The sequence below is a fragment of the Paenibacillus sp. P32E genome (genome assembly GCF_001909085.1).
In the GTDB taxonomy this organism is placed as follows: Bacteria; Bacillota; Bacilli; order Paenibacillales; family Paenibacillaceae; genus Paenibacillus_AQ; species Paenibacillus_AQ helianthi.
Window position 1 is genome coordinate 192078 of record NZ_LVYY01000068.1, and the last position, 26459, is coordinate 218536.

The window sequence follows — 26459 nt, forward strand, 5'->3', positions numbered from 1 at the left end:
GAGAGAAGCGCTCAAGGGGATCTGTCTTTTTTTATAGACAAGGAGAGGTTGGCTGCAATATGAAAATACTAGAGGAACGCATTAGACAGGAAGGTCTCATTTTGTCGGATACGGTGCTTAAGGTAGACTCGTTTCTGAATCATCAGGTGGATACGCAGCTGGTGCTGCAGATTGGCGAGGAGTTCGGGCGGATTTTTGGACACCAGCCGGTTACCAAGGTGCTGACCGTTGAAGCCAGCGGCATCCAGTTCGCCATGGCAACAGGAATTGCACTGGGGGTTCCGTTCGTGTATGCCAAGAAAAAGAAAGCCGTTACCCAGTCTGAGGAGGTCTATTCGGCCCCGGTCCATTCCTTCACAAGGCATGAGGATTACCAGATCAGCATTTCGCAGAAATACCTGGGTCCGGATGATAAGGTGCTGATTGTTGATGATTTTCTGGCTACAGGTGCGGCGCTTGTGGGGCTGGCGGATATTGTGAACGCATCGGGAGCAGAGCTGCTGGGTGTGGGCTGTGTGATCGAGAAAAGCTTCCAGGAAGGGCGCAGCCTGCTTGAAGAACGGGGTATTGCTGTTCATTCTTTGGCAAGAATCTCGTCGATGTCTCCAGGGGAAATCCATTTCATAAATCACCATACAGAAGAAACCATGAAGGAGAGTGCGGGATGTTAAGCAAACAGAAAATATTTGCCTTGGGACTACAGCATGTGCTGGCGATGTATGCCGGAGCTGTCATTGTGCCGCTTGTTGTCGGAGGGGCGCTGAATTTAAGCGGAGCACAGATGGCTTACCTGATCGCCGCGGATCTTTTCACCTGCGGGCTGGCTACACTGCTCCAGATTATCAGCAGCAAGCATTTCGGCAGCGGGCTTCCGGTGGTGCTGGGCTGTACCTTTACGGCGGTAAGCCCGATCATTGCGATTGCTTCCGGTTCTAACCTGGCAACAGCCTACGGAGCGATCATCATCTCTGGGCTGTTCGTCGTTCTGGCAGCCCCGATATACGGCAAGCTGTTGAAGTTCTTCCCGACAGTCGTTACCGGTTCCGTGGTAACAATCATTGGCTTATCGCTGATTCCCGTCGCTATGAACAATGTGGCGGGTGGTCAGGGCAGCGCTGATTTTGGAGCGCCCCGTAATCTGCTGCTTGGTCTAATTACACTGCTGGTAATTCTGGCAGTGAACCGGTTCACGACAGGCTTCCTTCGATCGGTATCTGTCCTGGCCGGACTCGTGGCCGGAACTGTGATCGGCTATGCCATGGGTCTCGTTCACTTCTCTACCGTGGGCAGCGCATCATGGGTCAGCATTGCCCGCCCGTTCTATTTCGGATGGCCTGAATTCAGCATTACCGCAATCTTTACGATGATTATTGTCAACATCGTCTCCATGGTTGAATCGACTGGCGTGTATTTCGCCGTAGGCAAAGCCATAGACCAGCAAGTCGAGCAAAAGCAAGTCGTAAACGGCCTGCGCTCCGAAGGCCTGGCCATCATGCTGGGCGGCTTGTTCAATGCCTTCCCGTATACGGCGTTTTCCCAGAACGTGGGCTTGCTGTCACTGACCCGCGTCAAGACACGAAATGTTATTTTTGCAGCCGGCGGAATTATGGTCGTCCTTGGCCTGCTTCCGAAGCTGGCGGCGTTGACCACCGTCGTGCCAAATGCGGTGCTCGGCGGGGCTATGATTGTTATGTTTGGCTCGGTGGCCGCGTCCGGGATGTCCATTCTCTCCGAGGTCGACTTGCGTAAGGACGGGAATCTCTTGATTGCTGCGTGCAGTATTGCTGTGGGCCTGGGGTCCGCAGTTCTGCCCTCCATGTTCGATCAGCTTCCTGAGTTCGCCAGAATGCTGCTCCAGAATGGGATTGTCTCCGGCTCGCTGACAGCTATTATTCTGAATATCTTCCTATCCAGAACGCAAGAGAGTACAGCACAGGCTGCCGCAACACCTGAGGTAAAGTGAAATATTCCAGGTTCTCAATTCTAAAAAGATTATCCGCCGATTCCGAAATAGAATGGAATCGGTTTTTTTTGCTTTTAACACTAAAGCGTTTCAAGGTATAATTTGCTAATCCCGGTGGGTGATTATTTCGGATTCAGGAGACACTATGAGAACTATAAGGCGCTATTGCATAGCGGGCTTGGTATCCATCCGGATAGTGTCATGGACAGCTGGGTTCAGAGAGTCCTATGAATATATTGCCAATTATAGGTCCAGGGCATAGAATTTAATGGGGTTGTAACAGATATATATATATTGATAGGGATGGAGTCAAGCATGAATGACAAAGTCGTAATGCCGCTGTGGACCTTTTGCCTGTTCATTGTGGTTATGAACACTACTATGTTCAATGTGTCACTGCCCACCATTATTCAAGATCTGCATATTTCAGCTGATCTCGGTTCGTGGGTAATCTCGGGCTACTCCATTGGTTATGCCTTGTCGACGGTGATCTACAGCAGATTGTCTGATCTGGTGCCCATCCGCAAGTTGCTGACCATTGGCCTGACAACGCTGGGCCTGGCTTCGGTCACCGGATTGTTTGCGCACAGCTTCAATGTTCTGCTGATTACCCGGATTATGCAATCCGCCGGTGCCGGCGTCATGGCGGGTCTGGGGCTGGTCCTCGCCAGCCGGTATGTGCCGCTTGCCAGGAGAGGTGCCTCCATCGCCATGATCTCTGCAGGAAGTGCCATGGCTTTCGGGCTGGGTCCGATTGCTGGCGGTCTGATCAGCCAATATCTCGGCTGGAACGGATTGTTTGGCATTACTTGTCTAGTACTGCTTGTTTTGCCGGTGCTGCTCTATTTGCTGCCCAAGGAACAGCCCAAGGCGGCGGCGTTTGACCTGTACGGAGCTTTACTTACGGTTATCAATGCAGGAAGCCTGCTCGTAGCCGTAACCAGTAAGTCCTACATATGGCTTGCCGGAAGTGTAGTCTCATTCGGGATTCACGCTGTCCATCTCCGCCAAGCCCGGAACTCCTTTATTAATCCCGAACTGCTCCGGATGTCCGGTTATTTAAAGCTCACAGCCATTGGCTTCAGCATTTTAGTGCTGAATCTGGGTAATTTATTCCTGATGCCGCTTGCCCTGGCCAGCGTGTACCATCAATCGGCGCTGATGATTGGCCTTTTTATTGCACCAGGCGCGATTTTGTCGGCATTTTTGACCCGTTTTGTCGGCCGCTGGATCGACCGGTATGGAAATCTGCGTTTTCTGCTCATCGGCCATGGTGTGCTTGCCGCTGTTATGGCGACTTTTGCCCTGAGCCTGTCCGCGTCGCCGTTCGTGCTTTTGTTCGGGTACCTGTGCTTCTCGCCGGCTTTTTCGGCAACCATGGCATCCTTGAACAATGAAGCCTCCGGGATCCTGCCGCGCACCTGGATCGGATCGGGGATGGGGCTTCTGCAGCTGATCCAATTCTTCGGAGGATCAGTCTCTGTTGCCGTCTGCGGATTACTGCTTCATGCCCAGCGGGAAGGGGTACCATCGAGCGCTTACAAGCATGTCTATGGACTTCTGCTTGCGGTGAGTCTGTGCTCTCTGGGCCTGGTTCTCTTCTATAGACGATCCCGCGGGCCCGGGTTGAAACGAAATGGTGCTAACGACGTATCAGAAACATAATAGTGTTCAGGAAGGATGAGGAAAAAGTGGATCAGGGAATGAATGTCATTCTGTTTGAAAAGATGCCGGATGGCGAACTGCGAATCATTGAGGAGCGGACCTGGAGCATGAATATGATTACGGCTCTGGAGCATGTCAATTATATTGTAGTCGGCAGCCGGGAGTACGAAGCCGTGGAAGGACGGCTGAATGTGGATCAGGGCAAGCTCGAACTACTGCTTGTCCCCATGCGTACGGAAGAATAATGTCAGGAGAGGAGGGTCTCAAATTGGCAAAGGATGAACAACAAAAAGAACCGGCGGCTTCCAGATTATTCACCCCGGACGGCAAACCGATCCGGGTATTGTCCACGTCCCTGGGTATTGCGCTGCTGGCTAATGCTCTATTTATTCCAGGGGGCGTAGGTGCAGCCGGGAGCAGCTCTGCAGATGAGCCCACGCTGGTTTCGTGGTCTACCGAGGAGGTCAAAGCTTATTTTGACAAGAATGTAGACTGGAATATCCCTTACCCGGATGAGAATGCTGGAGAAGTGCTGCAGGAGGGCCAGGGGGTAGTCACCTCGGGGGGCACAACGGTCATCAACAATTACGGCGGCTATAACTCTGGCTTCGGCTGGGATGATCTGCTGCTGTACCACATGCTGTTCAACAGCGGCTCTTTCTATTCTTCAAGAGGCTGGTACAACAACCGCCCTACCTATTATGGAGGCACGCGGAAGGTCTACAAGGCACCCAGCTATAACAGCGGCAGCTTTCAGAACAAGCCGGTGCCCGGCTCCGTGGTTAAACCGCGGACCTCTACCTCGTCCACCGGTTCGATCACCAGAAGAAACACTTCGAGCAAGGCCGGAGGAGTCGGAGGCAAATCCAGCGGTCTGAGCTCAGGCAGCAAGTCCAGCTCCTCGTCAAAGTCCAGCTCCGGCAAGAGTTCAGGCAGGAGCGGTTTCGGCGGATGAGCCCGGCAGACAGCGTCTTTGAGTATATCGATCAGTCGGGGCTGGAACGGGCTCCACGTGTAGAAGAGCTGCACGGGCTCGGATTCACCTGGGCTGACCTGGAGGATGAAGAATACTGGCTGGATGCAGTTGCCGTGATGCGGGGCGAGACCTACAAGGAGCTGGAGGAAGCCTCGGTTAAGCTCTGGAGTATCCTCGACAAGGCTGTCCGTTATGTCCACCAGCGGCATGATTTGTATGAATTGCTGGGTATTCCGCATGTCCTGTGGCAGATGCTGGACGACACTCCGCTGCCGGAGCCGGGGCTGATCAGCCGCTATGCCAGATTTGATTTTGCCATAGCCGGCGACGGTACGATCAAGCTGCTGGAACTGAACGCCGATACGCCAACCGGGTATGTGGAAGCTTCCATCGCTACACCCTGGATTTGCGGGAAGGCCGGAGTGTCGAGCCCGAATACGGGCATGAAGGATCGCCTGGCTGCTGCCTGGGGCATCGAGCAGCCGGATACGGCGGCCTGTGTTGCTTATGGAACACATCAGGAGGATTCCGGCACCATTAAGGCGCTTGTTGCGCACAGCGGTCTGGATATCCGCTGTGTCGACTGCCTGGATTTGTGGATTGATGAAGGGACAGTCAGAGATGCGGAGGACCGGGTCATCAAGCGGATGTTCGCTCTTTATCCCAAGGAGTGGATGGCGGTGGACGATGGCGGCGAGGCGCTGGCCTACGCCATCGAGAGCGGGCAGCTTCAGCTGTTCAACGGTCCGCACAGCATCCTGCTGCAGTCCAAAGGACTGATTGCCGCCGTGTGGGGGATGTATGAGCTGGGCCTGCTCTTCGGCGAGGAGGAGCGTCAGGCGATAGCCAGTTATATCCTGCCAACCTACAATAAGCCTGTATTCTCCGGCAACTTTGTATCCAAGTCCGTCTTCGGCCGCGAAGGCGGCTCGGTACGGATTTTCGATGACAGCGGATCGCTAGAGCTTGCCGACGAGGACGGCTTCGACAGCAGCGTGCTGTTTCCGACGGTGTACCAGAAGCGGGCGGAGCTGGCCCGGATTCAGACCCCTGAAGGGGAGCTTCACCTGCTGACCGGCATGTTCGTGATCAACGGCGTGCCATGCGGGCTATTGGGCCGCGCGGGTGGACCGATTACAGGCAATGCCAGTCATTTTATCGCGCTAGGAGTGAGGGGGCTTGAAGATGAACAAGGATAGAAGTCGCCGGAATAGAGGGGGCCGCAGGCTCCATTCAGGAACAATGCTTGGCATGCTGCTGATGGCAGTACTGCTGCTGAGCGCATGCTCGGGCAATGCGAACAGTGTGTTTCATACCGATAAGGAGACAACGGACAGTGTAACACGGGTCCCCTGGGATTACCGGGTGGTTGAAGGCACAGTTGGAGATCTGATCGGCAGCGACATGACCGTATTGCCGGACAATGAGCTGCTTCCGAACGACGGTAATTATGCCACCGGCGACAAGATATGGACCTTACAGTTCATGGATGCCGAACTGGTGACGGATGCCGATCAGAAGAACGATATCCGCCTGTCTTCCTGGGATACAATTAAATCGTATGCCGACCAGAAGACGGCCGCAGAAGATTTGGCCCGTCTGAAGGTATCCATTACTACGGATGTGGATCTTGTAGGTGTATACAAAACCAAGTACAAGGATAAAACCAGAAATTTTGCTGTGGTTGAGCTGCCTTCGGGCAACCGGATCAAGCAGCCGATTGATGATAAGCGCTATACGGCGCTGGAGAAACAAAAGAAAGCCTCTGTTGTGCTGGAGGAAGTGCATGATTTCGCCGATTATGATTCGGCCTACGCAAAATTTCGGGGGTGGGCAAATTGACGATTGTGATTAACCTGATTGTCAGCGTGTTGACAATCATTCTGCTGCAGGTACTCGGGATGGTAGTGTTCAGCCTGATGACTCCATTCAAGGACATGGAAGAATTGAAAAAAGGCAACGTAGCCGTAGCTTTGGCGCTCGGTGGCAAGTTTCTGGCCACGGCGATTATTCTGGGCGTGGCCGCGTATACGAATACCTCAATCTGGTTCATGATACTCTGGTTCGCGGTTGGATACGTCTGCCTGATCGCTGCATACTGGATCTTCGAGCTGTTCACACCGGGCTTCAAAATATCCGATCATCTGCAGAAGGGGAATGTCGCTGTAGGCTTGATGCTGTGCCTGGTTTTCATCGGGACAGCGTTCGCCGTCAGCAGTCTGATCATTTAAGCCGATGCATTTTCTACTGCGTCTCTCTGGAAAGCTGATGCGTCTAAGGAAAAAGTCCATTGGGCTGGTCATCCTGGCCTTTATTGTGATGAGTGCAACGATTGCCTTTTTACTGGAGCCAGGAACTTTCCATAACTGGTTTAATGCCTTTTATTGGGTCATGACGACGATGTCCACCGTAGGTTATGGCGACTTTTTTGCCAAATCGGTGACGGGAAAGCTATTTACCATGTTTCTGTATATTTTCGGCATTGGGCTGCTCAGTTTGGTGATCGGGAAGATTATTGATTCCATGGGGGAGTTGCAAAGAAGGAGGGGAGCCGGAACCTTGAGCTTTCATGGGAAAGACCATGTGGTACTGATCAATTGGAACCGCAAAACGCAGGCTGCCGCCGATGAGATTCTCTGCTATTCGCCGGACTGCCGGATCGTCATCATCGACGAGAGCGGCCAGCATCCGCTGCAGCATTTGGAGCATGTCCATTTCATCAGCGGTGATCCTTCAAGCGACGATATCCTGCAGAAGGCGAATATTTATGGAGCCAGGGCTGCGATCATTTTCGGGGATACGCGGATCGATGAGGCCTCTCTGACGGATGGCAAAACCCTGCTGATCGCCTCCAGTATTGAGCGGATTGCTCCGCAGGTACATACCACTGTTGAGATCATGCAGGAAAAGAACATCCAAAACTTCCGCCATGTCCATGTCAATGAATTCGTACTTTCGCATGATGCCATTTCAAGACTCGCTGTCCGCTCAGCGCTGCAGGAAGGGAATCCCGAGGTGATTACCCAACTGCTTAGCCGGGAGCATGGGGATGATATCTATGAAGTTCCCCGGGATGCCGCTTGGCGTACCTACGGCGATGCGTTTCAGGCGCTGCTGCTTCAGGGAGCGACACTATTGTCCGACCGGGGTGACCTTGGCATCAACCGCAAGCTGGATCAGCCGATCCCGCAGGAAGCCAGACTCTATATCGTGTCGGATGAGGAAACTTACCGTCAGATCAAAGGCTAGCCGAACGATATCTATCTATATTTCATCCGAAAAAAGAGCTGTACAGGTCCCTCAGGAACCTTCGTACAGCTCTTTCTTATTGAAATTGAATCTTTTATTCGATTAGACACATAATGATCAATTACATAGTTAAAGTTTGTGACTTATATTACCGTTATATTATATAGATAACAGATGCCTTCTTCCTCGAGGATGTGATGGAATGACCGGAAAACTCAGCGAAGCCACCGCGCTTCTACTCACACTGCTGCTGCTGACTTCCTGCAGCGGCGGCCAACCAGCCACCGAACCTACCGCCACAGCCAATGAGACGATGACCACAGCTCCTTCCTCGTCACCCATAGGCCAAAGTATCAATATCCGTGAAGAAAGGCAGGAGTTGAGCGCATTTATTACGAAGCAGCTTACCGGTCCTTACGGTGTATATACCAATTTGCTGGAGACCGATGAATCCGGTGAAGCGGCCACCGGTCATGAGGTGCTGAGCGAATCGGCTTCCCTTTTGATGAGAGCAGCCGTGCTTGCCGGCGACAAGGAGCAATTTGCCAGCCAGTGGGCATTGGCCGAGCAAACCTTTGATATGGAGGGCGGATTTAGCTATCGCTACAGCCCCAAACAGCAGAAGCAGTATCCTGTGAATGCAGCTGTCGATGACCTCCGTTTAATTGGAGCTTTATATGAGGCGGGTAAGATTTTTGACGAGCCGGCTTATACAGAGCAAGCGGATAAATACAGCCAGCGCTTCTATGAGAATAATGTAAAAGAAGGATATATGTACGATTTTTATGACAAAATTTACAAAACTACGAATAGCTTCATTACATTATGTTATATTGATTTAGGCACATTGCGAAAAGTGTCGATTTCTAACGAATTAAGAGGTATATTATTGCATAACATGGATGGGATTCTGGAGGAGGGCTACCTCTCAGATTCGTTCCCATTCTACGAGACGAGATTCGATTATGGTACAGGAGTTTACAGCTCGGAGAATATCAATACGGTGGAATCCCTCCTGAGTATTCTGCATTTGGCAGAGACAGGCCGGCAGAAGCCTGCAAGTATCCGCTATATCAAGGAACAAGTCGAGGCAGGGACGCTTTACGGGCAATATTCCCGTGACGGGAAGCCGCTGAATGAGATAAGGTCCACCGCGATTTATGCTCTGGCGGCTATGATTGGCGCAGAAGCAGGAGACGATGCACTCTACCGTTCGGGAATTTCGCGAATGAACGAATTTCAGGTCCGGGAGACGAACAGTCCGCTGTTCGGCGGATTCGGCAATACGGATACGAGACAGGCGTATTCTTTTGATAATCTTATGGCCTTACTTGCTTATTCTTATTCACTCTAAACCACAGTAACGAAGGTGACCCGTATGATCGATAACAACATAGTAAAAACAACGCTGCGGCAGCATATGGTGCTTACCGGACTACGGGTTTCCCCAGCTCTTGTAGCAGCCTTCGGAGTATTGCTGGTTACAGTTATAGCTCTGTTTACAGCTCCCTATGTAGGAATGGCAGACAACGGTGACTTTTTCCGGATCATCTACAGTAATGGGCTGTACTTCAACCTGCCTGATTATGACAGCAGATATTTTGGTTATTTTGTGAAGCAGTTTGGAATCTATCAATACTATAACGAGAATAGTTCCATGCTGGTATCCTCCCAATCCCTATTTATTAAGCTGTCCCTTGTGATCAATAAGCTGGTATTCAGCAAAGAGGTCTTCGATATCCGATTTCAAGCAGGTATTTATACGATTCTGTATGTGACCGGCGTCTATTTATTAATCGAAGCCGTGACCTGCAAAATGTCTCGCACACGGGGGATGATTGTCGCTGCCTTGGCTGTTTTTATATTTGGCGATACAGGCTATACGGCTTATTTCAACTCTTTTTTCAGCGAGAGCGTGGTGATGATCATGATGCTCTTCGTTTTCGCTTCTTGGTTGCTGCTGTACCGCAAAAAATACAATGACTATGCCATGCTGGCACTTTTTGTGGTCAGTACCCTCATCCTGACTACCTCCAAGCAGCAGAACGCTCCTGTAGGCATGGTCATTTCCGTGCTCGCAATACCGCTCATTGGGATTCGTAAAGATCGTATTTTCCGCTACCTTACTGCCGCCTCTATTGGGCTGATGATGATATCCGGAATAGCGACCTATCTGAACATTTCTAAGGAATTTGTGAACATCAACCAATACCATGCGATGACCCGCGGCGTGTTGTTGGAATCGGAGAACCCGGAAACGGAACTCCAATCCTTTGGCATCAATGAGCAATACGCCATTCTGAAAGGGAATACGTATTATGACCAGTACGGTACGGTCGATGTGAAAGCGGGAATTCTGGAGAAGAATTTCTACAGCCACTATGGATTTATTTCGATTTTGAAATACTATATGACTCATCCCGACCAAATGGGCTCTATTCTGAATACCGCTGCCAAGAGCGCTTATACCATCAAACCTGCGGCTATGGGAAACTACGAGAAATCAGCAGGGAAGGAATTCCGGGCACAGAGCAGGTTTTTCACCGGATACAGTCTGCTTAAGGAAAAGCTTGCTCCCCGGACGTTTGGTTTCATTCTCCTGTGGATGGCAGTGGTTACGGGAATCTATATGCCATCCTTCGCAGCGGCGGTCAAACAGCGGGATTTCCGGTCAATGCAGAGATCAATGCTGGTTCTGGCGACCATGCTGGTGGGTCTCTCCGGCATATTTGTATCCATTATTGGAGCGGGCGATGCCGACATCGCCAAACATGAATTTTTGTTCACACAGTCGTTTGATTTGGTGACATTTCTGACCCTGTCGAGCGTCATTAGCCGGGGATTGTTTACTCGCAGAAAACTGCCAACAGCTGCACAGGCGACCCCTGCTGACACCGCTCTTCCTACAATTCCTACAACCGATTATGCGGGACCTGAAAAGGGTGTGAGTGTTTGAAACTTAAAGGGATGGTCAGCCTGCTGCTGCTTATGACTCTATTGTTGCTGCCCGCACCCGCACATTCCGCGGCCGCTCCGCAGCGAGTCTTGCTGCTGTACGACAGCCTGGCGAAGGGGACGGCCCTCGCGGGAAATGTGGCGGAGCTTCAAAGGCTGCTGGCAGCTTACAGCACAAAAGTTACGCTGTCGAGTCTGGATAAGTACGAGAAAGGTGTTCTGAACTCCTACTCCAAAGTAATTACTGTCATTAACCGTTCCGATCTGTCCATTACAAATGAGGCTTATCTGAAGGATATCGCGGACTATCCGGGTCAGTTGATGTATGTAGGATACAATACTCCCGGTCCAATGAAGCAGGCGCTGAGGCTTACTGCTGCTGTATGGCCCGGAGGGAGTGCCAAGCTCTCTATAGGGGGCTTTTCAGGGATTGATCTTAAGGTGGAGGAGATGCCCTATATTGCTGCAAGCCAGGCAGTCAGGACTTATGGCCGCCTGTCTTTTCAGGAGAGCAGCCTGGAGGCTCCTTATGCTGTAAGCAGCGGACAATATACCTACGCTCCTTACCTGAGGCAAGGAGACTCCAGTGTAATGGCGATGGCCTATGTGCTAAAGGACTGGCTTCCTTCTTCCGCAGTTCCCCACACTTATCTGGTGCTTAGAGAGATTTATCCATTCTCTGATCTGGATCTCTTGGAGAAAGTGGCGGACCGGCTATATCAGGAAGGCATTCCGTTCATCGCAAGTGTCCAACCGGTGTTCGGCAATACTGATTTTCCGGCGATGGAACGTTATCTGGAGGCACTGAAAATTGTACAGTCCCGCAATGGCACTATCCTGGTTAATGCCCCTGCCGTGAGACCTCCCATCAACAGCAATGATTATACGCTGCATGATAAAATGAACGCTTTTCTCAATGTGTTGATCAAGAACGGGCTGGCACCGCTTGGTGCGGGTGCGGAAAGCTACTGGAGCTATGACAAAGAATATGCAGAGCGGGGACTGGGCTTTTTTGACTCTGCGGTGCTGTACCCGGATGAGGAAGTCAGGTACATGGACCAGACGAATGTCTCCAAGACGTTCGCCTCCTCTCTCTACAGCCTGACGACGGAGTCCCTGCAGGGGCTGAGTCACACTTCCCACGCGATGCCGCAGCTGCCGGTCAATACGGCAATTACCGCAGAGCTGCCGGAGGATGAAGCCGGGATTAACAAGCTGCTGCAGACGCTGGAACAGCAGTGGATCACTTTTGCCGATTACAAGCAGGGGGCGCACAAGACTGTTACAGAGGAGAATACCGTGGTCTCCGCAGATGGAGTGGTGTCGGTGAACGGCGTTCCCCTGAATGTCGACTATGTCCCGGAGGCCGTAAGCAGTGATTACCAATACAAAGAAGAGCAGATCCGAAGCTTCACCAAGCTGTTCAGTGTGCAGAATAAATTTTTTATCGTTGTTATTATTGCTGCCCTGCTGCTGTTCGGCGGCCTGATGACCATCGGTTACAGGCTGTACCGGAAGAAGTATTTGAAATCATGATAATAGGAGCTAGGAGAAAACATGACGATCTCAGATGTGCTGATGGTAATTGCGGTGATCTGCATCTGGTCCCTGCTGCTGGTCAACGTAGCTCTGATTATAGCGGGCTATCTGTATTACATTACAACCGAAAATGAAGATGTTCCGGAGATTAAGGGCGAGTATCCTTTCGTTACGATTATGGTGCCGGCCCACAACGAGGGTGTTGTCATCAGCAAAACCGTCGAATCCCTGCTGGCGCTGGATTACCCGCAGGACCGGTACGAGATTATTGTGATTAACGACAATTCGTCCGACAACAGTGCCGAGCTGCTGGGCCATATTCAGAGCCGCGTCCCGGGACGCAATCTGATCATTATCAACACGGATGCGGTCACGGGCGGCAAAGGGAAGTCCAATGCGCTGAACATCGGCTTCACCCGCAGCAGAGGTGAATTGATCGCTATCTATGATGCAGATAATACGCCGGAGCGGACCGCACTGAGGTATCTCGTCGCCGAAATCATGAATGATGCCACGCTGGGCGCGGTGATCGGCAAATTCCGGACCCGCAACCGCAATGCAAGTCTGCTCACCCGGTTTATTAATATTGAGACACTGTCCTTTCAATGGATGGCCCAGGCCGGGCGCTGGAAGCTGTTCAAGCTGTGCACGATCCCCGGCACCAACTTCATTATGCGCAGGTCGATTGTGGAGAGCATTGGCGGCTGGGACGTCAAAGCAATCGCTGAGGATACGGAGATCAGCTTCCGCATTTATATGATGGGCTACCGGATCAAATTCCAGCCCAAATCGGTCACCTGGGAGCAGGAACCGCAGACGGTGAAGGTCTGGTTCAAGCAGCGCACGCGCTGGGCCAAGGGCAATATCTATGTCATTGTCAAAAATATCCCTCTGCTCTTTGACCGTTCGGCAGCCAAAATCCGCTTCGATATCCTGTATTACCTGTCCATCTACTTCCTGCTGCTGATCTCGCTGGTCACCTCCGATCTGCTACTCGTGCTGCATGCGATGGGCTACGTGCATACCACCATAGCCGGACTCAGCAGCTTCCTGTGGCTGCTCGCAGTCATTCTGTTCGTAGTGGGCATCTTCGTCACACTCACGACAGAAAAAGGCGAGATGAGCCTGTCCAACCTGTGGATCATTATGCTGATGTATGTATCCTACTGCCAGCTGTGGATGGTCGTTGCCGCTTACGGACTATACAACTATCTGAAAGACGTCATCTTCAAAAGGGAAGCCAAGTGGTACAAAACGGAACGATACTAAGACACCAGCAGGACAAGAAATCAGTGATACAGGAGACCAAGACGATGAACAAAAAACAGATGATGATATGGGTGCTCTGCCTCTCCCTTTTCCTGATCCCGATCCGGGCGGCTTCTGCAGCTGCAGCGGTCCCGGTTGGCGAAAAGCTGATCTATGAGACCGCATTTACCGGAACTGACAGTTCACTTACGGGAACAAGCTCGCAACAGCAGTATTTTACAGTAATGGACTACTGGAATATCGAGGGCCTGAAGGTCAATCTGCATTTTCAGATTTCGCAAATAACAGTGGATCAGATCTCCAGTGTTACGCTGTCGCTGAACGGCAGCCCTTTCTACTCCTTCAGACCCACTCTGCAAAACAACGGGGAACAAAGTATATCCGTTAACGCACCTAAGAGCTTCCTGAAGAATGGGGTAAACACGCTAAGCATTCAGGGGTATCTGCGGACAGCGAAGGAGAATAATCAGGTCTGCTACGTGGACAATACACCGGATAACTGGCTGCATCTGTTCAATACCTCTGATGTTGCGGTATCTTATACCACCAAGGCTCTGAGCGGCGGCATCGGCGATTTCAGCGAGCGTTTCTCCGGCATGGATTATGTGAAAAAAGGCCAAAGCCTCCTGAGCGTACCGGACAATGCCAGCGGCTCCGAGCTGGAAGCAGCCACCTACGCCTTATCCGGTTTCGCCAAGGCCAATACCCTGCCGGGCACAACCCTGCCGCTGCTGCCTTACAGGGAAGAATCGGTTAAGGACAGGGGACTCGTGATTCTGGTTGCCCTGGCGGACCGTGTACCGGGTGAATTGAAGCAGCAGCTGGATTCATCCGTGGACTTGGGGGGACATGCCCTGATCCAACTGGTGAACAAGGATACGCGGCCTACCCTGGTGGTCACTTCCAAGGATGAGAGCCTGCTGATCAAGGCCGGCCGGCTTCTCGCCAGCCGGCAGCTCGTCAGCCAGATCAGCAGCAACACGAAGGTCGTGGATGAGGCCACCGATGTGACGTCTCCGGCTTATGCCATCAGCTCGAACGTGACCTTTACTGAAACCGGCGACAAGCTGACCGGTCCGAACCATCAGGAGCAGACCTATTTCGTGTCTCTGCCGTCGAACCGCTCGATTGCCGATTCCGGCAAGATCAGCCTGGATTTCCGCTATGCGGAGAATCTGGATTTCGACCGCTCGCTGGTAACCGTGAGCATTAATAATACTCCGGTCGGCAGCAAGAAGCTGACCAAGGAGCTGGCGAACGGCGATACACTGAATCTGGCCATTCCGCAGAGTCTGAATATCACCGGCAACTTCTCAGTGACGGTGGCCTTCGACCTGGAGATGCAGAATGCCATCTGTACCCCGAATACGGGACAAATGCCTTGGGCCTATATCAGCAAGGATACGGCTATGCATCTGAATACCAAAGACCGGACGGATCTGCTGTTCAATAATTATCCTTATCCGTTCCTGCGTGATGAAATCTTCAACCATGTGGCGGTTGTGCTGCCTCAGAAGATGGATAACTACTCCTACCTGAGCCTGGCGAATGTCTTCAATCTGCTGGGTCAATATGCGGGTGGGAATACAGGAGATATCCACTATTACACCGATACTGTCGGTGCGGATAACCTGAAGGACAATAATATTATCGCTATCGGCTCCTATAGGGACAATAAGGTCATTCGTGACAACAATGACAAGCTGTACTTCCGGTACAGCAAGGACGGGTCCTCGTTCACCTCTAATGAGAAGATGAGCATTGATGAGCAGTATGGGGCAGAGATCGGCACATTGCAGCTGCTGGAGTCCCCTTATCAGAGCGGACGGGGTTTTATGGCGGTGACTGGAGCCAGTACGGAGGATATCTATCTGGTCTCCAAGCTGATCGCCAGCGAAAAAGACAAGTGGAAGGTATACGGCGACAGCGTCACCGCCGACAAAGACGGCAATGTCAGCGCGTACCGCTTCAAAACGATTACCGGAGCAGCCAAGGACTCCGTGATTACACAGATTACAGACCGCAGCGATGTGCTGGGATTCGTAGTGGCTGTCGTGCTTGCGGTCATGCTTATGATCGTGTCGCTGCTTCTGCTCCTCCGTAAACATATGAAGAAACGTGGTGATAAGCATGAGACGTAACCGCAGCAGCCTGTTTTCCGATATAGCCTTTTTGGTATTCCTGGTGCTGATCTTCATATGTATCGTGTTTATCGCAGGCTCTCCCGATCATTACATCCAGAATATTATTATTTTAAATATCGCTTTTCTGCTGGCACTGGTCACCTATTTCACCAACGTAACCGCCGGGCTGGTGCTTAATCTTGCATTTATCTTCGGATACGGCTTTTTTGTTCTCTACCAGACGGTGTCGGAGGGGGAGACCATTGGTGTCAATACGTATTTTTGGCTGGTGATGACTCCGCTGCTTACGGTGGTGCTGTGGGTATTCACCTCCACTACCCGGGAGCTGCAGGCCGAGAACGAGCGGCTGGAGAAACGAACGGCTAATCTCGCCACTGTAGACGAGAACACCGATTTGCGCAACACGATATCTTTTCAGAAGGACGCCAGTCTGTTCACAGGGATTTCTACCCGCTACAGCATTCCGCTGACCCTGCTGGTGGTCAAGGTGAAGTACTGGAGCGAAATCCGCCGTCTGATTCCTGAAGATCAGTTATCCGACGCGATCTATGATGTCTCCCAGCTTAGTCAATCCAGTATCCGCACCAATGATGCGTTGTATTTGCTGGACAAGGAGGATGCCACCTGGGGGCTTCTGCTATTCACGGACCGCGAAGGGGCTAAGATTGTAATCGAACGGATTAAATTCAAGCTGCAGGAATTGAATGACACGGAGTTCTCTAAGAAATATAAGGTCAATCTGGGGCTGAAAATCGGAGCCGTGCAATATGAGGAAGCAACGATAGAGAATCCGTTAGACTTTATTGTTCAGGCCAAGAAGCAGCTGGAGTATGATGTGTAGCCGATAAGTAGTCCGTATCAGTATAGCTGGCGATAAGCATGCTGGTGGCTCTCGCGAGCCTGGCCCTAGTGCCTGCTGATTGATGGCGGAATGGTGAAGCCGCTCTAGCTGGGCTGTGTATTGATTTTGATGGTTGACTCCACGCTCCAGATCACGTATGATAGTATGGCGTGTAAATCTGTGGATTTAGTTATCTCCCTAGAGATCGCTTCATTTTGCCATAGAGATTGTATATGTACGGGAAGGAGGTTACTACAATGAAAGAAGGCATACACCCTAAATTCAACCAGGTGATTTTCCTGGATGCCAGCGTAGGTTTCAAATTCCTGAGCTCGTCCACTAAATCGTCCGGTGAAACTATGGAATGGGAAGACGGCAACACTTATCCAGTGATCCGTGTGGACTCCAGCTCCGCATCCCACCCGTTCTACACTGGTAAACAAAGAGATACCGAAACTGGCGGCCGTGTTGACAAGTTCAAACAACGGTTGGCTCAGAAGAAATAATAGTTTGACCACAGAGGGTATTCCGCAGCCATGCAGATGGCGGATGGGAGATCCTCTTTTTTTTGTACAAGCTGCTTATCAACCGCAGATTTCGGGTAATAATAAGCAGGTGGGAAGTGGAAGGTGTCAATTATAGCGTTTGGAACGGCATGTAATGTGTTTTCCGAAAGGTAGTTGATTTCACCCATGTACTATCTGAAAGGCAAAAACAAATCGAGATGGCGTCGATTGTTTACCGGAAAAGTACCCTAGCCTCTGGAACCTGGCATAACTAAACATTCACTTCTCACCTTTTGAAGACTCTGCGGGCTGCCCGCAGGGTCTTCGTTGTGTTCCGAAGGCACAGAGGTGGCCGAAGAACCAGTGGTTCCCTTTGACCTGTACGCGAAGCAAATGTCCCGTGACATCCGGAGTTTTTGTAAGTATCATTCATTTGTGTGAAAGAGTAGGATATAATAAGGCAAAGTGATCTCAAAAATAGGAGAAATATGACATGCCGTGGATGCAGGGTTATCCGTTTTATCTATTGATGGGCTGTGTTCTAAGTCTCTATATGGGTGTCAGTTCATACAAGTACCGCTCCACGCCGGGAAGACGTTATTTATGGATCTTAATGTTGCTGGTCAGCTTGATCTTTGCGGCTACAGCCGGAGAGATCATATCGGTTTCTTTTCAGGCCAAGCTTTGGTGGAAGAATCTGCAGCAGCCCCCGCTATTTCTAAGCACGATCTTTACTTACGCGGTAATCAAAGAGTATGTGTCCCGTTCTGTGGAGGGGCTGGCCAGGAGGCTTGCCCTCTTCTGCATTCCGGTTGCCCTTGATGTGGCGCTGATCTTTACCGATTCGTATCATCACCTGATGCGCAGCGGGATAGGACTTGCCACCGTGGCGGGCGTCACCGGAATAGTGGTTCATCCCACGGTGCTGAGTATGATACTGATTGCCTATGACCAGATGTTCGGGTTATATGCTGTTTATTTACTGGCTTTATCCTTACTGAACTCCCCCAAATATTATTTTCGCCGGAATCTAATGTTGCTGGGAGGGCTGCTGATTCCGGTTCTATCAGTGTTTTTGCTGCCGCTTCTCAGAATTACCATTACAGGCTTCACGGCATTTACTTATCTGCCGCCGATTCTTGCCGGATACCTCAGCATTTTCCGCGATCCGCGGCTGTCGCTGTATCCTCTGGCCAAGAGTAAAATCTTTGAGAATATGAAAGACGGCATTGTGCTGACGGACCGCTATGACAACATTATTGATATAAATGAGGCAGCTGACGCTATGCTGCGCAGCTTGCTGAAAGAGCAGCAGGAGCCTAGGAACAACACCTGGATGGGCAGGAGTATCCATCTGCTGCTGAACCGCTATGAAGATATCGCATCACAATATTCCAAACGTATCGAGGGGCAATTCGAAATTAAAGCGCCTGGCGAGGAGGGTGCCTGGTTTGGCGTCTCTCTCATTGCCACTGAACGGGGCAAGGCCGAAACTACAGGGATGCTCATGGTATTCAGTGACCTCAGCGAGAAGAAACGTTATGAACGTGAACTGCTCCATCAGGCGACAGTGGATGATCTGACCGGCCTCTATAACCGGAGGCATTTCATGCGTCTGTTACAGCAGTATCCTGTACGGGACGGAGCGGGACTAGCGCTGCTTCTGTTCGACATAGACGATTTCAAATTGATTAACGATACATACGGGCATATGGCTGGCGATCTGGCACTGGTGAACTTCTCCCGCAAGATCCTTGCGGAATATGAGGATAAGGGGATTGCTGGCAGGGTGGGCGGCGAAGAGTTCGCCGTGTGCTTCTTCACAGGCAGCGAGAACGAGGCGCTGAAGGAGGCAGAGTGTTTCCGGGAAACGATGGGCGGGCATGTGGTCCATCTGGGCGAGGGACACAGTATCAGGCTTACGGTCAGCATCGGAATTGCCTTCACGGAGCGCAGCGATGTAACCTTTGAGGATCTGTACCGCCAGGCCGATGAAGCGCTGTATCTATCCAAGGCCACCGGCAAGAACAGAGTTACGCTGGGCCGCGAGCCGGCCATTCGGGAAGCACTTAAAGGATGAGTACATAGAATAAATGATTTGAGGCACCTATCAAATAGCCGCGACTCTGCAATTTTGCAGAGCACCGCGGCTTTTTTTTGAAATACAAGGATTTATAGGGTTCACGCTATTGCGAGCGCACAAGCCTAATGTTACTCCGTCTCCAAGACCACCTTCAGGGCCGTTCCCGTTGGAGGCAGGCTTCGGGTCAGGAAGGGACTATAGAACCCGATAACCTTGGCGCCCTCGGTGAGATCGGCGGAAGATACAGCCTCTCCGCTTGAATTGATGATAACAGTAGCCTCCGTCAGGCGAAGCACAACTTCATTTTGTGATTTCCCGCTCAGTGCACTGCCGCGGATACGGATGCTGGCTGTACCATCCCCGGCGGTAATGACTTGCTGGATGGTGCCTGCCGTGCCCAGAAATTCGTCTGGTGATTCCGCGTCCAGTACAGTAATCTGGTAGGCCGGAGTTTGCGGAGGCAAGCTGCGGGTAGAGATCAGGGAGTGCTGAGCCTCAATAGTCATGCCGATGTGAAGCTCGCTGAAGGCCAGCGCCGAGCCGTCTTTGCGGACAAGCCGGGTATCCTTCCCAACGTTCAGAACGATTCCCTCTGTACCGATCCCCCGGATATGCACGGCCTGGTAGTTGTCCGCATCGGTAATAGAAGTGATCACGCCGGTCTCACTGAGACCATCTGCTGCCGGACGAATCAGAATCTGTTGTCCCTCCACGGTTACCGCTTGCCGCAGCACTTTACTTATAAAAGAGGCGGGGACATACAGCTTGCCCTGCTTTGTTTGCGGAGCTGTACCGAGTGTGAAGTATCTTTTATTGATTGTATAACGGTCTTGGCCACTTTTTACTGTAGTGAAAATGCTCCCCTTATTCAGGTCTACGGCCTTCGTCAAGCGCATTCCAGGCGACCGTGAAGCCAAGCGCACCGGCAACAGCGCGAAGAGGAACCAGCGGCTCTTTGCTGCCGGAAGGCTGGTAGCCGGACTCCGAAAGAGCAGTCCCGCTCAGGGATATCGAGAATATAGCAGCCACAGATGAGGATGCCTTTACGGCGCTGAAGTGTGTGGATGAAGCACTAGGGGCAGCAGAGACCCCTCCGGTGGTAAGGGCGAGCGACAGGGTTAGCAGGATAGCACTTGTTTTTAGGATGACGTTCATGACGGATGCTCCTTTGGTTCAGATTCTCTGGTGCCGGGTCTGTTAACCTCTAAACGTCAGGATATGGGATTTTGTTGCATAAGTCCCATATCCGTTTAGAATGAAAATATTAACAATAGCTTCAATACAGACGCTTAGGAGGGGAACTATGTATCAGACATATATTTTTGATCTGTATGGCACGCTGATTGACATTAAGACGGACGAGGAGCAACCCGGAGTCTGGGAGCGGCTCGCGCTCCACTTCGGTTATCATGGCCTGACTATTACCGGAGAGGAGCTGCAGCAGCGGTTTCTGCTGGAACGGGACCGTCAGCTTGCCGCTGCTGCACAGCACTGTGAGTTCCCGGATTTTGTGATGGAGGAGGTCTTCCGGGAGGTAGCCCGGTATTTGGGCGGGAACCCTGGACAAGCCTGGCTGCACGAAACCGTAAGATGGCTGCGCACCTTATCCATGATTAAGATCTCCCTGTATGACGGGGTTGAGGAAATACTGCGGCACCTGAGATCGCGGGGCAAGAAGGTGTTCTTGCTCTCCAACGGCCAGAAAACCTTCATCGAAGCAGAACTGACCATGCTGGGGATTCTGCATTTATTCGACGGGGTTGCGATATCCTCGGAGGCAGGCATCAGCAAACCTGATCCGCTGTTTTACCGCTATTTGACAGAGAAGTACGGGGCTGATCTAAGCTCGGCTGTTATGATCGGCAATGATCCGCGTACAGACATGACAGGTGCGGCGGCAGTGGGAATTGATTCCTGCTTCATTCGTACGGCTTCCTCTCCGGCTGACGTTCCGGTGCAGAGCACCGTCCAAATCTGGGATGGCGATTTGCGCAAAATCCCTGGCTGGAACCTGTAGCTTTCTGGATTACTGGCGGTACATTTGCTCCCGGTTCCGGCCAGATTTATAATATGCCTAAGATCTTAATATGTGGGAGAGAAGGGCTGGACCATGACCTTAATTATTATCGCTGTTTTCCTTGTGGCGCTGGCCGTGTTGGCTTACGTTGTAATGACCTTTTATCCTTCCTTTGGCCGCAGAGCCTCCAAGGAGGAAAAGCGGATGATCAGCCGCTCGCTGAATTACAAGGATGGCAAATTTGTGTATCCTGCAGCAACTGTGATGATGGAAAACAGCGCTGGAGGCGGCTTATCCATTCTCAAGGATTTCATCAAAGGCAATCCCCGCTCGCGGCCGCAGCAGCCCCTGATTCCGGAGAAGCTCCTGCCCGGTTCGATTCAGGCGACCGGGGACACCCGGGTGACCTGGTTTGGACATTCCGCTGTCCTGCTGGAGATAGATGGAGTGACGCTATTCCTTGATCCGATGCTGGGCCGCTCGCCATCCCCTTTTCCATTTGTCGGGGGACGTCGATACAGCAAGCAGCTGCCGGCCCAGATTTCGGAGCTGCCTCACATCGATGCCGTATTGCTCTCCCATGACCATTATGACCACCTCGACTACGGCACGATCAAGCAGTTGAAGGACAAGGTGGGCATGTTCATTGTTCCGCTTGGCGTCGGCGCACACCTGCAGCGCTGGGGGGTGAGCCGGGAGAACATTCGTGAGCAGGACTGGTGGGATGAAATCCGGTATGCGGGGCTTACGCTGACCAGCGCTCCGGCGCGGCATTTCTCCGGGCGCAGCCTGCTGGACCGCAACTCCACCCTCTGGTGCTCATGGATTATCCGGGGGGCGGAGACGAAGATCTTCTTCAGCGGGGACAGCGGCTATGGCCCTCACTTTGCCGAGATTGGCGAGAAGTATGGACCCTTTGATCTGACGCTGATGGAATGCGGTCAATACGATCCGCGCTGGGCGGATATTCATATGTTTCCGGAACAGACAGTTCAGGCGCATTTGGATGTGCGCGGCGCCCTCATGATTCCGATCCATTGGGCGGCATTTACCCTGTCGATGCATGACTGGACTGATCCGGTGGAGCGTGTCTTTGCAGCAGCGAAGGCGCAGAATGTGCGTCTGGCTACACCGCGCATCGGCGAGCCGGTCTATGCGGGTTCTGCCGAAGTCCCTTCACTGGCATGGTGGAAGTAAGAGGCGAGACGGAGTAAGGACTTGTGGTACAATAGCTGTGCATAAATGCCAGAGGAGCTGACTATACGAATATGAGTGATCAAGTGAATGAACAGGAGTTGCTGGAGGTGCTGGCTGCGGAGACGAAAGTCGATCCGAAGCTGATTGAGCTGGTGCTGAAGCATGAGCAGACCTTTATCAACAAAGCCAAAGCAAATGCCAAAGGTGAGGTAGACATCGATAACGATGATCTGGTGGATTATATCGTCGCCCAGCGCGATGTGAAGCTGGATGAACTGACTGTAGAGAGCATCCTCGATGCTGAAATGGATTATTTAATGGATAAAGGGCTAGCCGGATATATCGACTAACCCTTGCGGCTGCCCGGTTTTCGGCCTTTGCGGAAGACTCAGACCGGGCAGAATATTTTTATTTTTAGCAATTCCTTTGCTTTCGGAGAATTAATGTGATACAATAAATTCAAACATAAAGTTAAACCTTAATTCACATATTGTAAAGGGTTATCATTTGTGCGTATGAAGCCTTTTCCAATGTGTGAATTTTTATTTGTTCGTACAATACGTAGGAATAAAAGGACATGTGTTAAATAAAATTTTGGAGGTAATATCATGCAAACAGGTACAGTTAAATGGTTCAATGCAGACAAAGGTTTCGGTTTTATCGAGGTTGAAGGCGGAAGCGACGTATTCGTACACTTCTCCGCAATCACTGGCGACGGCTTCAAATCTTTGGACGAAGGCCAACGCGTTGAGTTCAACGTAACTCAAGGCGCTCGTGGACCACAAGCCGAAAACGTTGTAAAACTGTAATTTTGAAATCAGGCTGTCCTTAACACATGTTGAGGGCAGCTTTTTTTTTTGACACCGAACAAGCCGCTGCAGCCCTGCCATAACGCCCGTTAAGGGGTGTGGACATCTTCTCAATTCGAACCAAGGAGGGGTACTTATGTATTTTCGTAAAAAAGCACTGGAGGATCTTCCACAGGAAGACACAGCCATCTGGTCCTGCACCAAAGAGGATTGCTCAGGATGGATGCGCGATAACTTTGCCTTTCAATATGTACCTACCTGCTGGCAATGTAACTCTCCAATGACTAGAAGCATGAAGATACTGCCTATGCTTGTGAACACGAATTTTGACATGAAGGCGATCAAGAAGGGCATTACGATTACGTAATCTGCCGCTTCAGAAGCCGATCTATACATTTAGACAGCACTAAGAATATCATTTAGCAGTCGGTTCCTTTAGAGGAGCGGGCTATTTTTTTTGTGAATAAGGCCCTTAACAGAACCCTTGCCAAGGGAAACTGCTTAAGGGTTTTTTTGGTGCGTCTGGCGGAGGGCGGCATTTGTTCTTGACAATTGGTGAAACTTTTGGAGAATAAGGTTGGAAACGCTGCCACGTGAAAGAGGGAATCCTGTGTGTATGGGAAAATAAAGGAACTAAATACGCTGCGCAATCAAATATTCATTGGGTTTCTGCTGGTTATGCTGGTGATTATTGCTGTGTCCGGGGCATTTGTGTATAACAGGGTCTCGTTTTTGCTGAAAAATAATGCAGAGCGGCACATCCAGCAGACTGCGGTGCAAGCTAACGGGAGGCTGGATGCGCTGATCGACCAGATCGACAGCCTGACGGAGCAGGTAGCGAATCACCCGACCGTTCAGCAGCTGCTGACGGAAGAGCTGAACGGCAAATCCGTGTCTTTTAACCAGCGGCAGTCTCTGCTGCAGATTGTCTCCAGCTACCAGGCCTATATGCCGAGTGTGGGTTCTCTGGAACTGTATACGGCGGATTACCGGCTGCTGTTCCCGATCAAGGAAGGCAGCCTGGGCACAAGAATCAGCAATCCTTACATCACTGAAGCCAATACTCAAAAGGGCAGGCTGGTCTGGATCGGCGTTGATCCCAATGACGACGGGAGTCTTCTGGCCATCCGCCAGGTGAGCCTGATGGACCGCTGGTTCTCACGGGGCGGCTATTTAATCGCGCGTATCCAGCGCAGCTACTTCCAGCTCGATGACCCGCTGTCCGGCAGCGACGGGGGCGAATCTGTGCTGCTGGTGAATGATGAAGGCCAACTGCTCGGGGGCAGTGAGGATCCTAAGCCCGAGCTGCTGCCGCTGCTTGCCAGCGAGGACCAGACGGTCAGCTTTCAGGATAAGGAATATGTGCAGGTGAAGCTGCGCTCGGACAAGACCAACTGGACACTGCTGGTGCTCACTCCAGTAAGCTATGTTACCAAAGGTATCTCTATTCTTAGAACGGTATTACTGGTTTCGGGAGGAATCGGCACGTTGCTGTTTTTATTGTTGTCTTTTGTGCTATCTACGATGATTACCAGGCCGATTATCCATCTGATTCGGGCAATGCGTAAATCCAGACTCGGGGTTCTGACCCCTAATTCAGAGACGGTATCCACAATGGAATTAAGGGAATTGAATTATACGTACAATGGCATGATTGCCAATATGAATGATCTGATCCGTGTGGTATATGAAAAAGAAGTACTACAGAGCCGTACGGAGCTAAAGGCGCTGCAGGCGCAGATTAACCCGCATTTCCTGTTTAATACGCTGGAGGCATTCAACTGGTCGCTTGAGGAGAAGGGTGAAGAAGAGCTGGCCGGGCTTGTGGTTATCATGTCCAGGCTGTTCCGGTACATTATCGGAAATTCGAGCTCCGATGAATGGGTTACACTTGGGGAAGAGATGGAGCAGGTGAAGCGTTATCTGAAAATTATGGAGATGCGGATGGGGGACCGCCTGTCCTGGAATATTCAGCTTGAGCTTCCTGAGGCGGCCGTACCTGTGCCAAAGCTGCTTATTCAGCCGATCGTCGAGAATGCGATTCTCCACGGAGTGGAGGGCCGGGTAGGGAACGGAGCAGTCAGTGTTATTGTCACCCCCTCCACGCGTGAAGGCTGGACCCGGATATCGATACAGGACGACGGCCCGGGAATGGATTCCGACACCTTAAAGTCATTATACGTTGCACTGGAGGGCGGTCCATCTATCTCTTCTAAGGGTACGGGAATAGGGCTTGTAAATGTCCAGCGGCGTCTGAAGCTGTACTATAGAGCGGAAGGCACGGAGATGGAGGGAATGCGCATTGAGAGCAACCGTTCCGAGGGAACGGTGATCACTTTTGAAATTCCGAATGATGGAGGACATACTTATGAATCTGGGCAATAGGACAATACTGATCGTAGATGATGAACCGAGAACACGGCAGGGCATCCGGCAGACGCTGGAGGTGTGGGCGGCTGGCCGCTACATCATAGAAACGGCTGATAACGGAATTGACGCGCGTGAACGGCTGCAGCATGGACGTGTGCATTTGCTGATTACCGATGTCCGCATGCCTGAGGTCAGTGGACTGGACCTGATCCGCTCCCTGAAGGGAGAAGCCCGGAAGCCGGTCATTATTGTCATCTCCGGCTACGCTGAGTTTGAATATGTGCAGCAGGCACTGAGGCTTGGAGCATTCAATTATCTGCTTAAACCGCTGGACAAGGGAGAACTGCTAGAAGTTGTGGAGACGGCTTTGAAGCAGGAAGAAGAGCAGCAGCGCCACGAGAAGCTGGAGAAGCTGGTGGATCACAAGCTGATGGAGATCGATCCGGATACGGCGGGAATGGGGGAACCGGTGAAGGAAGCCTTGGCCTATGTAGAGCAGCATCTGCACGAGCAGCTGACCCTGTCTGAAGTAGCCGGCTTGATTCACTTGAATGCCAGCTACTTCAGCGTGCTGTTCAAAGAGCAGGTTGGCGTATCGTTCAGCGAATATTTGTCGCGTATCCGAATTCAGCGTGCCAAGGAGCTGCTGTTGCAGACGCGCCTGCCGATTGGTGAGATCGGAGAGCGCGTAGGCTACCGCACGGATAAATATTTTATCAAAGTGTTCAAGTCCCTGGAAGACATCAGTCCAAGCCGCTACCGCCAACAAATGAAGGATGAGCACAGCGAAATCCAATAAAAGTGGAATTATACCCAATGAGCGTGATCTTATAGTCCTCCGGCCGCGATGCTAGAGTGTGTATGAGAACGATTACA

27 protein-coding genes are annotated in these 26459 nt (G+C 51.5%); 24 read left to right on the plus strand and 3 right to left on the minus strand.

Annotated features, from left to right (window positions below):
- Positions 1-59 precede the first annotated feature (59 nt).
- The 16 genes from A3848_RS28435 (at position 60) to A3848_RS28510 (ending at position 17107) form a co-directional block, all read left to right on the plus strand.
- Positions 60-671 carry a xanthine phosphoribosyltransferase gene (locus tag A3848_RS28435; RefSeq protein WP_074088401.1) on the plus strand — a complete coding sequence of 204 codons (612 nt, stop codon included), beginning with the start codon at positions 60-62 and terminating at the stop codon, positions 669-671.
- Positions 665-1963 (plus strand): nucleobase:cation symporter-2 family protein, encoded by a 1299-nt coding sequence (locus A3848_RS28440; protein WP_074088402.1) that lies wholly within the window; start codon positions 665-667, stop codon positions 1961-1963. Before A3848_RS28435 ends, A3848_RS28440 begins: the two co-directional genes overlap by 7 nt.
- A gap of 315 nt (positions 1964-2278) precedes the next feature.
- Positions 2279-3628, plus strand: a complete 1350-nt coding sequence (locus A3848_RS28445; protein WP_083607130.1) for an MFS transporter — start codon at positions 2279-2281, stop codon at positions 3626-3628.
- Between the two features lie 26 nt (positions 3629-3654).
- Complete coding sequence (locus A3848_RS28450) at positions 3655-3873, plus strand: hypothetical protein (protein ID WP_167374795.1); 219 nt, start codon at positions 3655-3657, stop codon at positions 3871-3873.
- A gap of 23 nt (positions 3874-3896) precedes the next feature.
- Positions 3897-4583 (plus strand): hypothetical protein, encoded by a 687-nt coding sequence (locus A3848_RS28455; RefSeq protein WP_074088404.1) that lies wholly within the window; start codon positions 3897-3899, stop codon positions 4581-4583.
- Positions 4580-5803 carry a glutathionylspermidine synthase family protein gene (locus A3848_RS28460; protein ID WP_074088405.1) on the plus strand — a complete coding sequence of 408 codons (1224 nt, stop codon included), beginning with the start codon at positions 4580-4582 and terminating at the stop codon, positions 5801-5803. Before A3848_RS28455 ends, A3848_RS28460 begins: the two co-directional genes overlap by 4 nt.
- Complete coding sequence (locus tag A3848_RS28465; protein WP_074088406.1) at positions 5790-6446, plus strand: hypothetical protein; 657 nt, start codon at positions 5790-5792, stop codon at positions 6444-6446. Before A3848_RS28460 ends, A3848_RS28465 begins: the two co-directional genes overlap by 14 nt.
- Complete coding sequence (locus A3848_RS28470) at positions 6443-6835, plus strand: DUF350 domain-containing protein (RefSeq protein WP_074088407.1); 393 nt, start codon at positions 6443-6445, stop codon at positions 6833-6835. Before A3848_RS28465 ends, A3848_RS28470 begins: the two co-directional genes overlap by 4 nt.
- Positions 6836-6839: 4 nt before the next feature.
- Positions 6840-7853, plus strand: a complete 1014-nt coding sequence (locus A3848_RS28475; RefSeq protein WP_074088408.1) for a potassium channel family protein — start codon at positions 6840-6842, stop codon at positions 7851-7853.
- A gap of 202 nt (positions 7854-8055) precedes the next feature.
- Entirely contained in the window at positions 8056-9207 is a 1152-nt protein-coding gene (locus A3848_RS28480) for a glycosyl hydrolase family 8 (protein WP_074088409.1), read from the plus strand.
- 24 nt (positions 9208-9231) lie between these two features.
- The gene (gene wsfD, locus A3848_RS28485; RefSeq protein ID WP_074088410.1) at positions 9232-10809 is read left to right on the plus strand and encodes a glycan biosynthesis hexose transferase WsfD; all 1578 of its coding nucleotides are present in this window, start codon (positions 9232-9234) and stop codon (positions 10807-10809) included.
- On the plus strand, positions 10806-12344 hold the full coding sequence (locus A3848_RS28490) for a hypothetical protein (protein WP_083607132.1): 1539 nt from the start codon (positions 10806-10808) through the stop codon (positions 12342-12344). Before wsfD ends, A3848_RS28490 begins: the two co-directional genes overlap by 4 nt.
- A 21-nt stretch (positions 12345-12365) precedes the next feature.
- Entirely contained in the window at positions 12366-13616 is a 1251-nt protein-coding gene (locus A3848_RS28495; protein WP_074088411.1) for a glycosyltransferase family 2 protein, read from the plus strand.
- A 44-nt stretch (positions 13617-13660) separates the two neighbouring features.
- The gene (locus A3848_RS28500; RefSeq protein ID WP_074088412.1) at positions 13661-15757 is read left to right on the plus strand and encodes a cellulose biosynthesis cyclic di-GMP-binding regulatory protein BcsB; all 2097 of its coding nucleotides are present in this window, start codon (positions 13661-13663) and stop codon (positions 15755-15757) included.
- The gene (locus A3848_RS28505; protein WP_074088413.1) at positions 15747-16601 is read left to right on the plus strand and encodes a diguanylate cyclase domain-containing protein; all 855 of its coding nucleotides are present in this window, start codon (positions 15747-15749) and stop codon (positions 16599-16601) included. The genes A3848_RS28500 and A3848_RS28505 overlap by 11 nt, the downstream gene beginning before the upstream one ends.
- 257 nt (positions 16602-16858) lie before the next feature.
- The gene (locus A3848_RS28510; protein ID WP_074088414.1) at positions 16859-17107 is read left to right on the plus strand and encodes a type B 50S ribosomal protein L31; all 249 of its coding nucleotides are present in this window, start codon (positions 16859-16861) and stop codon (positions 17105-17107) included.
- Here the strand turns inward: A3848_RS28510 and A3848_RS32530 are convergent.
- The gene (locus A3848_RS32530; RefSeq protein ID WP_178382094.1) at positions 17095-17295 is read right to left on the minus strand and encodes a hypothetical protein; all 201 of its coding nucleotides are present in this window, start codon (positions 17293-17295) and stop codon (positions 17095-17097) included. The two genes, A3848_RS28510 and A3848_RS32530, sit on opposite strands and share 13 nt — an antisense overlap.
- A gap of 305 nt (positions 17296-17600) precedes the next feature.
- Here A3848_RS32530 and A3848_RS28515 point away from each other — a divergent pair, with 305 nt between their 5' ends.
- Positions 17601-19187 (plus strand): histidine kinase N-terminal 7TM domain-containing diguanylate cyclase, encoded by a 1587-nt coding sequence (locus tag A3848_RS28515; protein ID WP_074088415.1) that lies wholly within the window; start codon positions 17601-17603, stop codon positions 19185-19187.
- A gap of 131 nt (positions 19188-19318) precedes the next feature.
- On the opposite strand, the gene A3848_RS28520 is transcribed toward A3848_RS28515, so the two are convergent.
- Both A3848_RS28520 and A3848_RS31505 read right to left on the minus strand, forming a co-directional pair.
- Entirely contained in the window at positions 19319-20086 is a 768-nt protein-coding gene (locus A3848_RS28520) for a stalk domain-containing protein (protein WP_083612423.1), read from the minus strand.
- Positions 20055-20345: a stalk domain-containing protein gene (locus A3848_RS31505; RefSeq protein WP_083612425.1), complete on the minus strand. Its 291-nt coding sequence runs from the start codon at positions 20343-20345 to the stop codon at positions 20055-20057. Before A3848_RS31505 ends, A3848_RS28520 begins: the two co-directional genes overlap by 32 nt.
- Before the next feature lie 148 nt (positions 20346-20493).
- Here A3848_RS31505 and A3848_RS28525 point away from each other — a divergent pair, with 148 nt between their 5' ends.
- From A3848_RS28525 to A3848_RS28555, 7 genes are all read left to right on the plus strand, one after another.
- Entirely contained in the window at positions 20494-21207 is a 714-nt protein-coding gene (locus tag A3848_RS28525; RefSeq protein ID WP_074088416.1) for an HAD family hydrolase, read from the plus strand.
- Positions 21208-21300: 93 nt separating this feature from the next.
- Complete coding sequence (locus A3848_RS28530) at positions 21301-22404, plus strand: MBL fold metallo-hydrolase (protein WP_074088417.1); 1104 nt, start codon at positions 21301-21303, stop codon at positions 22402-22404.
- A gap of 71 nt (positions 22405-22475) precedes the next feature.
- Positions 22476-22754 carry a hypothetical protein gene (locus A3848_RS28535; RefSeq protein WP_074088418.1) on the plus strand — a complete coding sequence of 93 codons (279 nt, stop codon included), beginning with the start codon at positions 22476-22478 and terminating at the stop codon, positions 22752-22754.
- 258 nt (positions 22755-23012) lie between these two features.
- Entirely contained in the window at positions 23013-23213 is a 201-nt protein-coding gene (locus tag A3848_RS28540; protein ID WP_019914790.1) for a cold-shock protein, read from the plus strand.
- A gap of 136 nt (positions 23214-23349) precedes the next feature.
- The gene (locus A3848_RS28545) at positions 23350-23580 is read left to right on the plus strand and encodes a cold-shock protein (RefSeq protein WP_074088419.1); all 231 of its coding nucleotides are present in this window, start codon (positions 23350-23352) and stop codon (positions 23578-23580) included.
- Between the two features lie 311 nt (positions 23581-23891).
- Positions 23892-25598 (plus strand): cache domain-containing sensor histidine kinase, encoded by a 1707-nt coding sequence (locus A3848_RS28550; protein WP_083612437.1) that lies wholly within the window; start codon positions 23892-23894, stop codon positions 25596-25598.
- Complete coding sequence (locus A3848_RS28555; protein WP_074088421.1) at positions 25582-26382, plus strand: response regulator transcription factor; 801 nt, start codon at positions 25582-25584, stop codon at positions 26380-26382. Before A3848_RS28550 ends, A3848_RS28555 begins: the two co-directional genes overlap by 17 nt.
- The last annotated feature ends 77 nt before the right edge of the window (positions 26383-26459 follow it).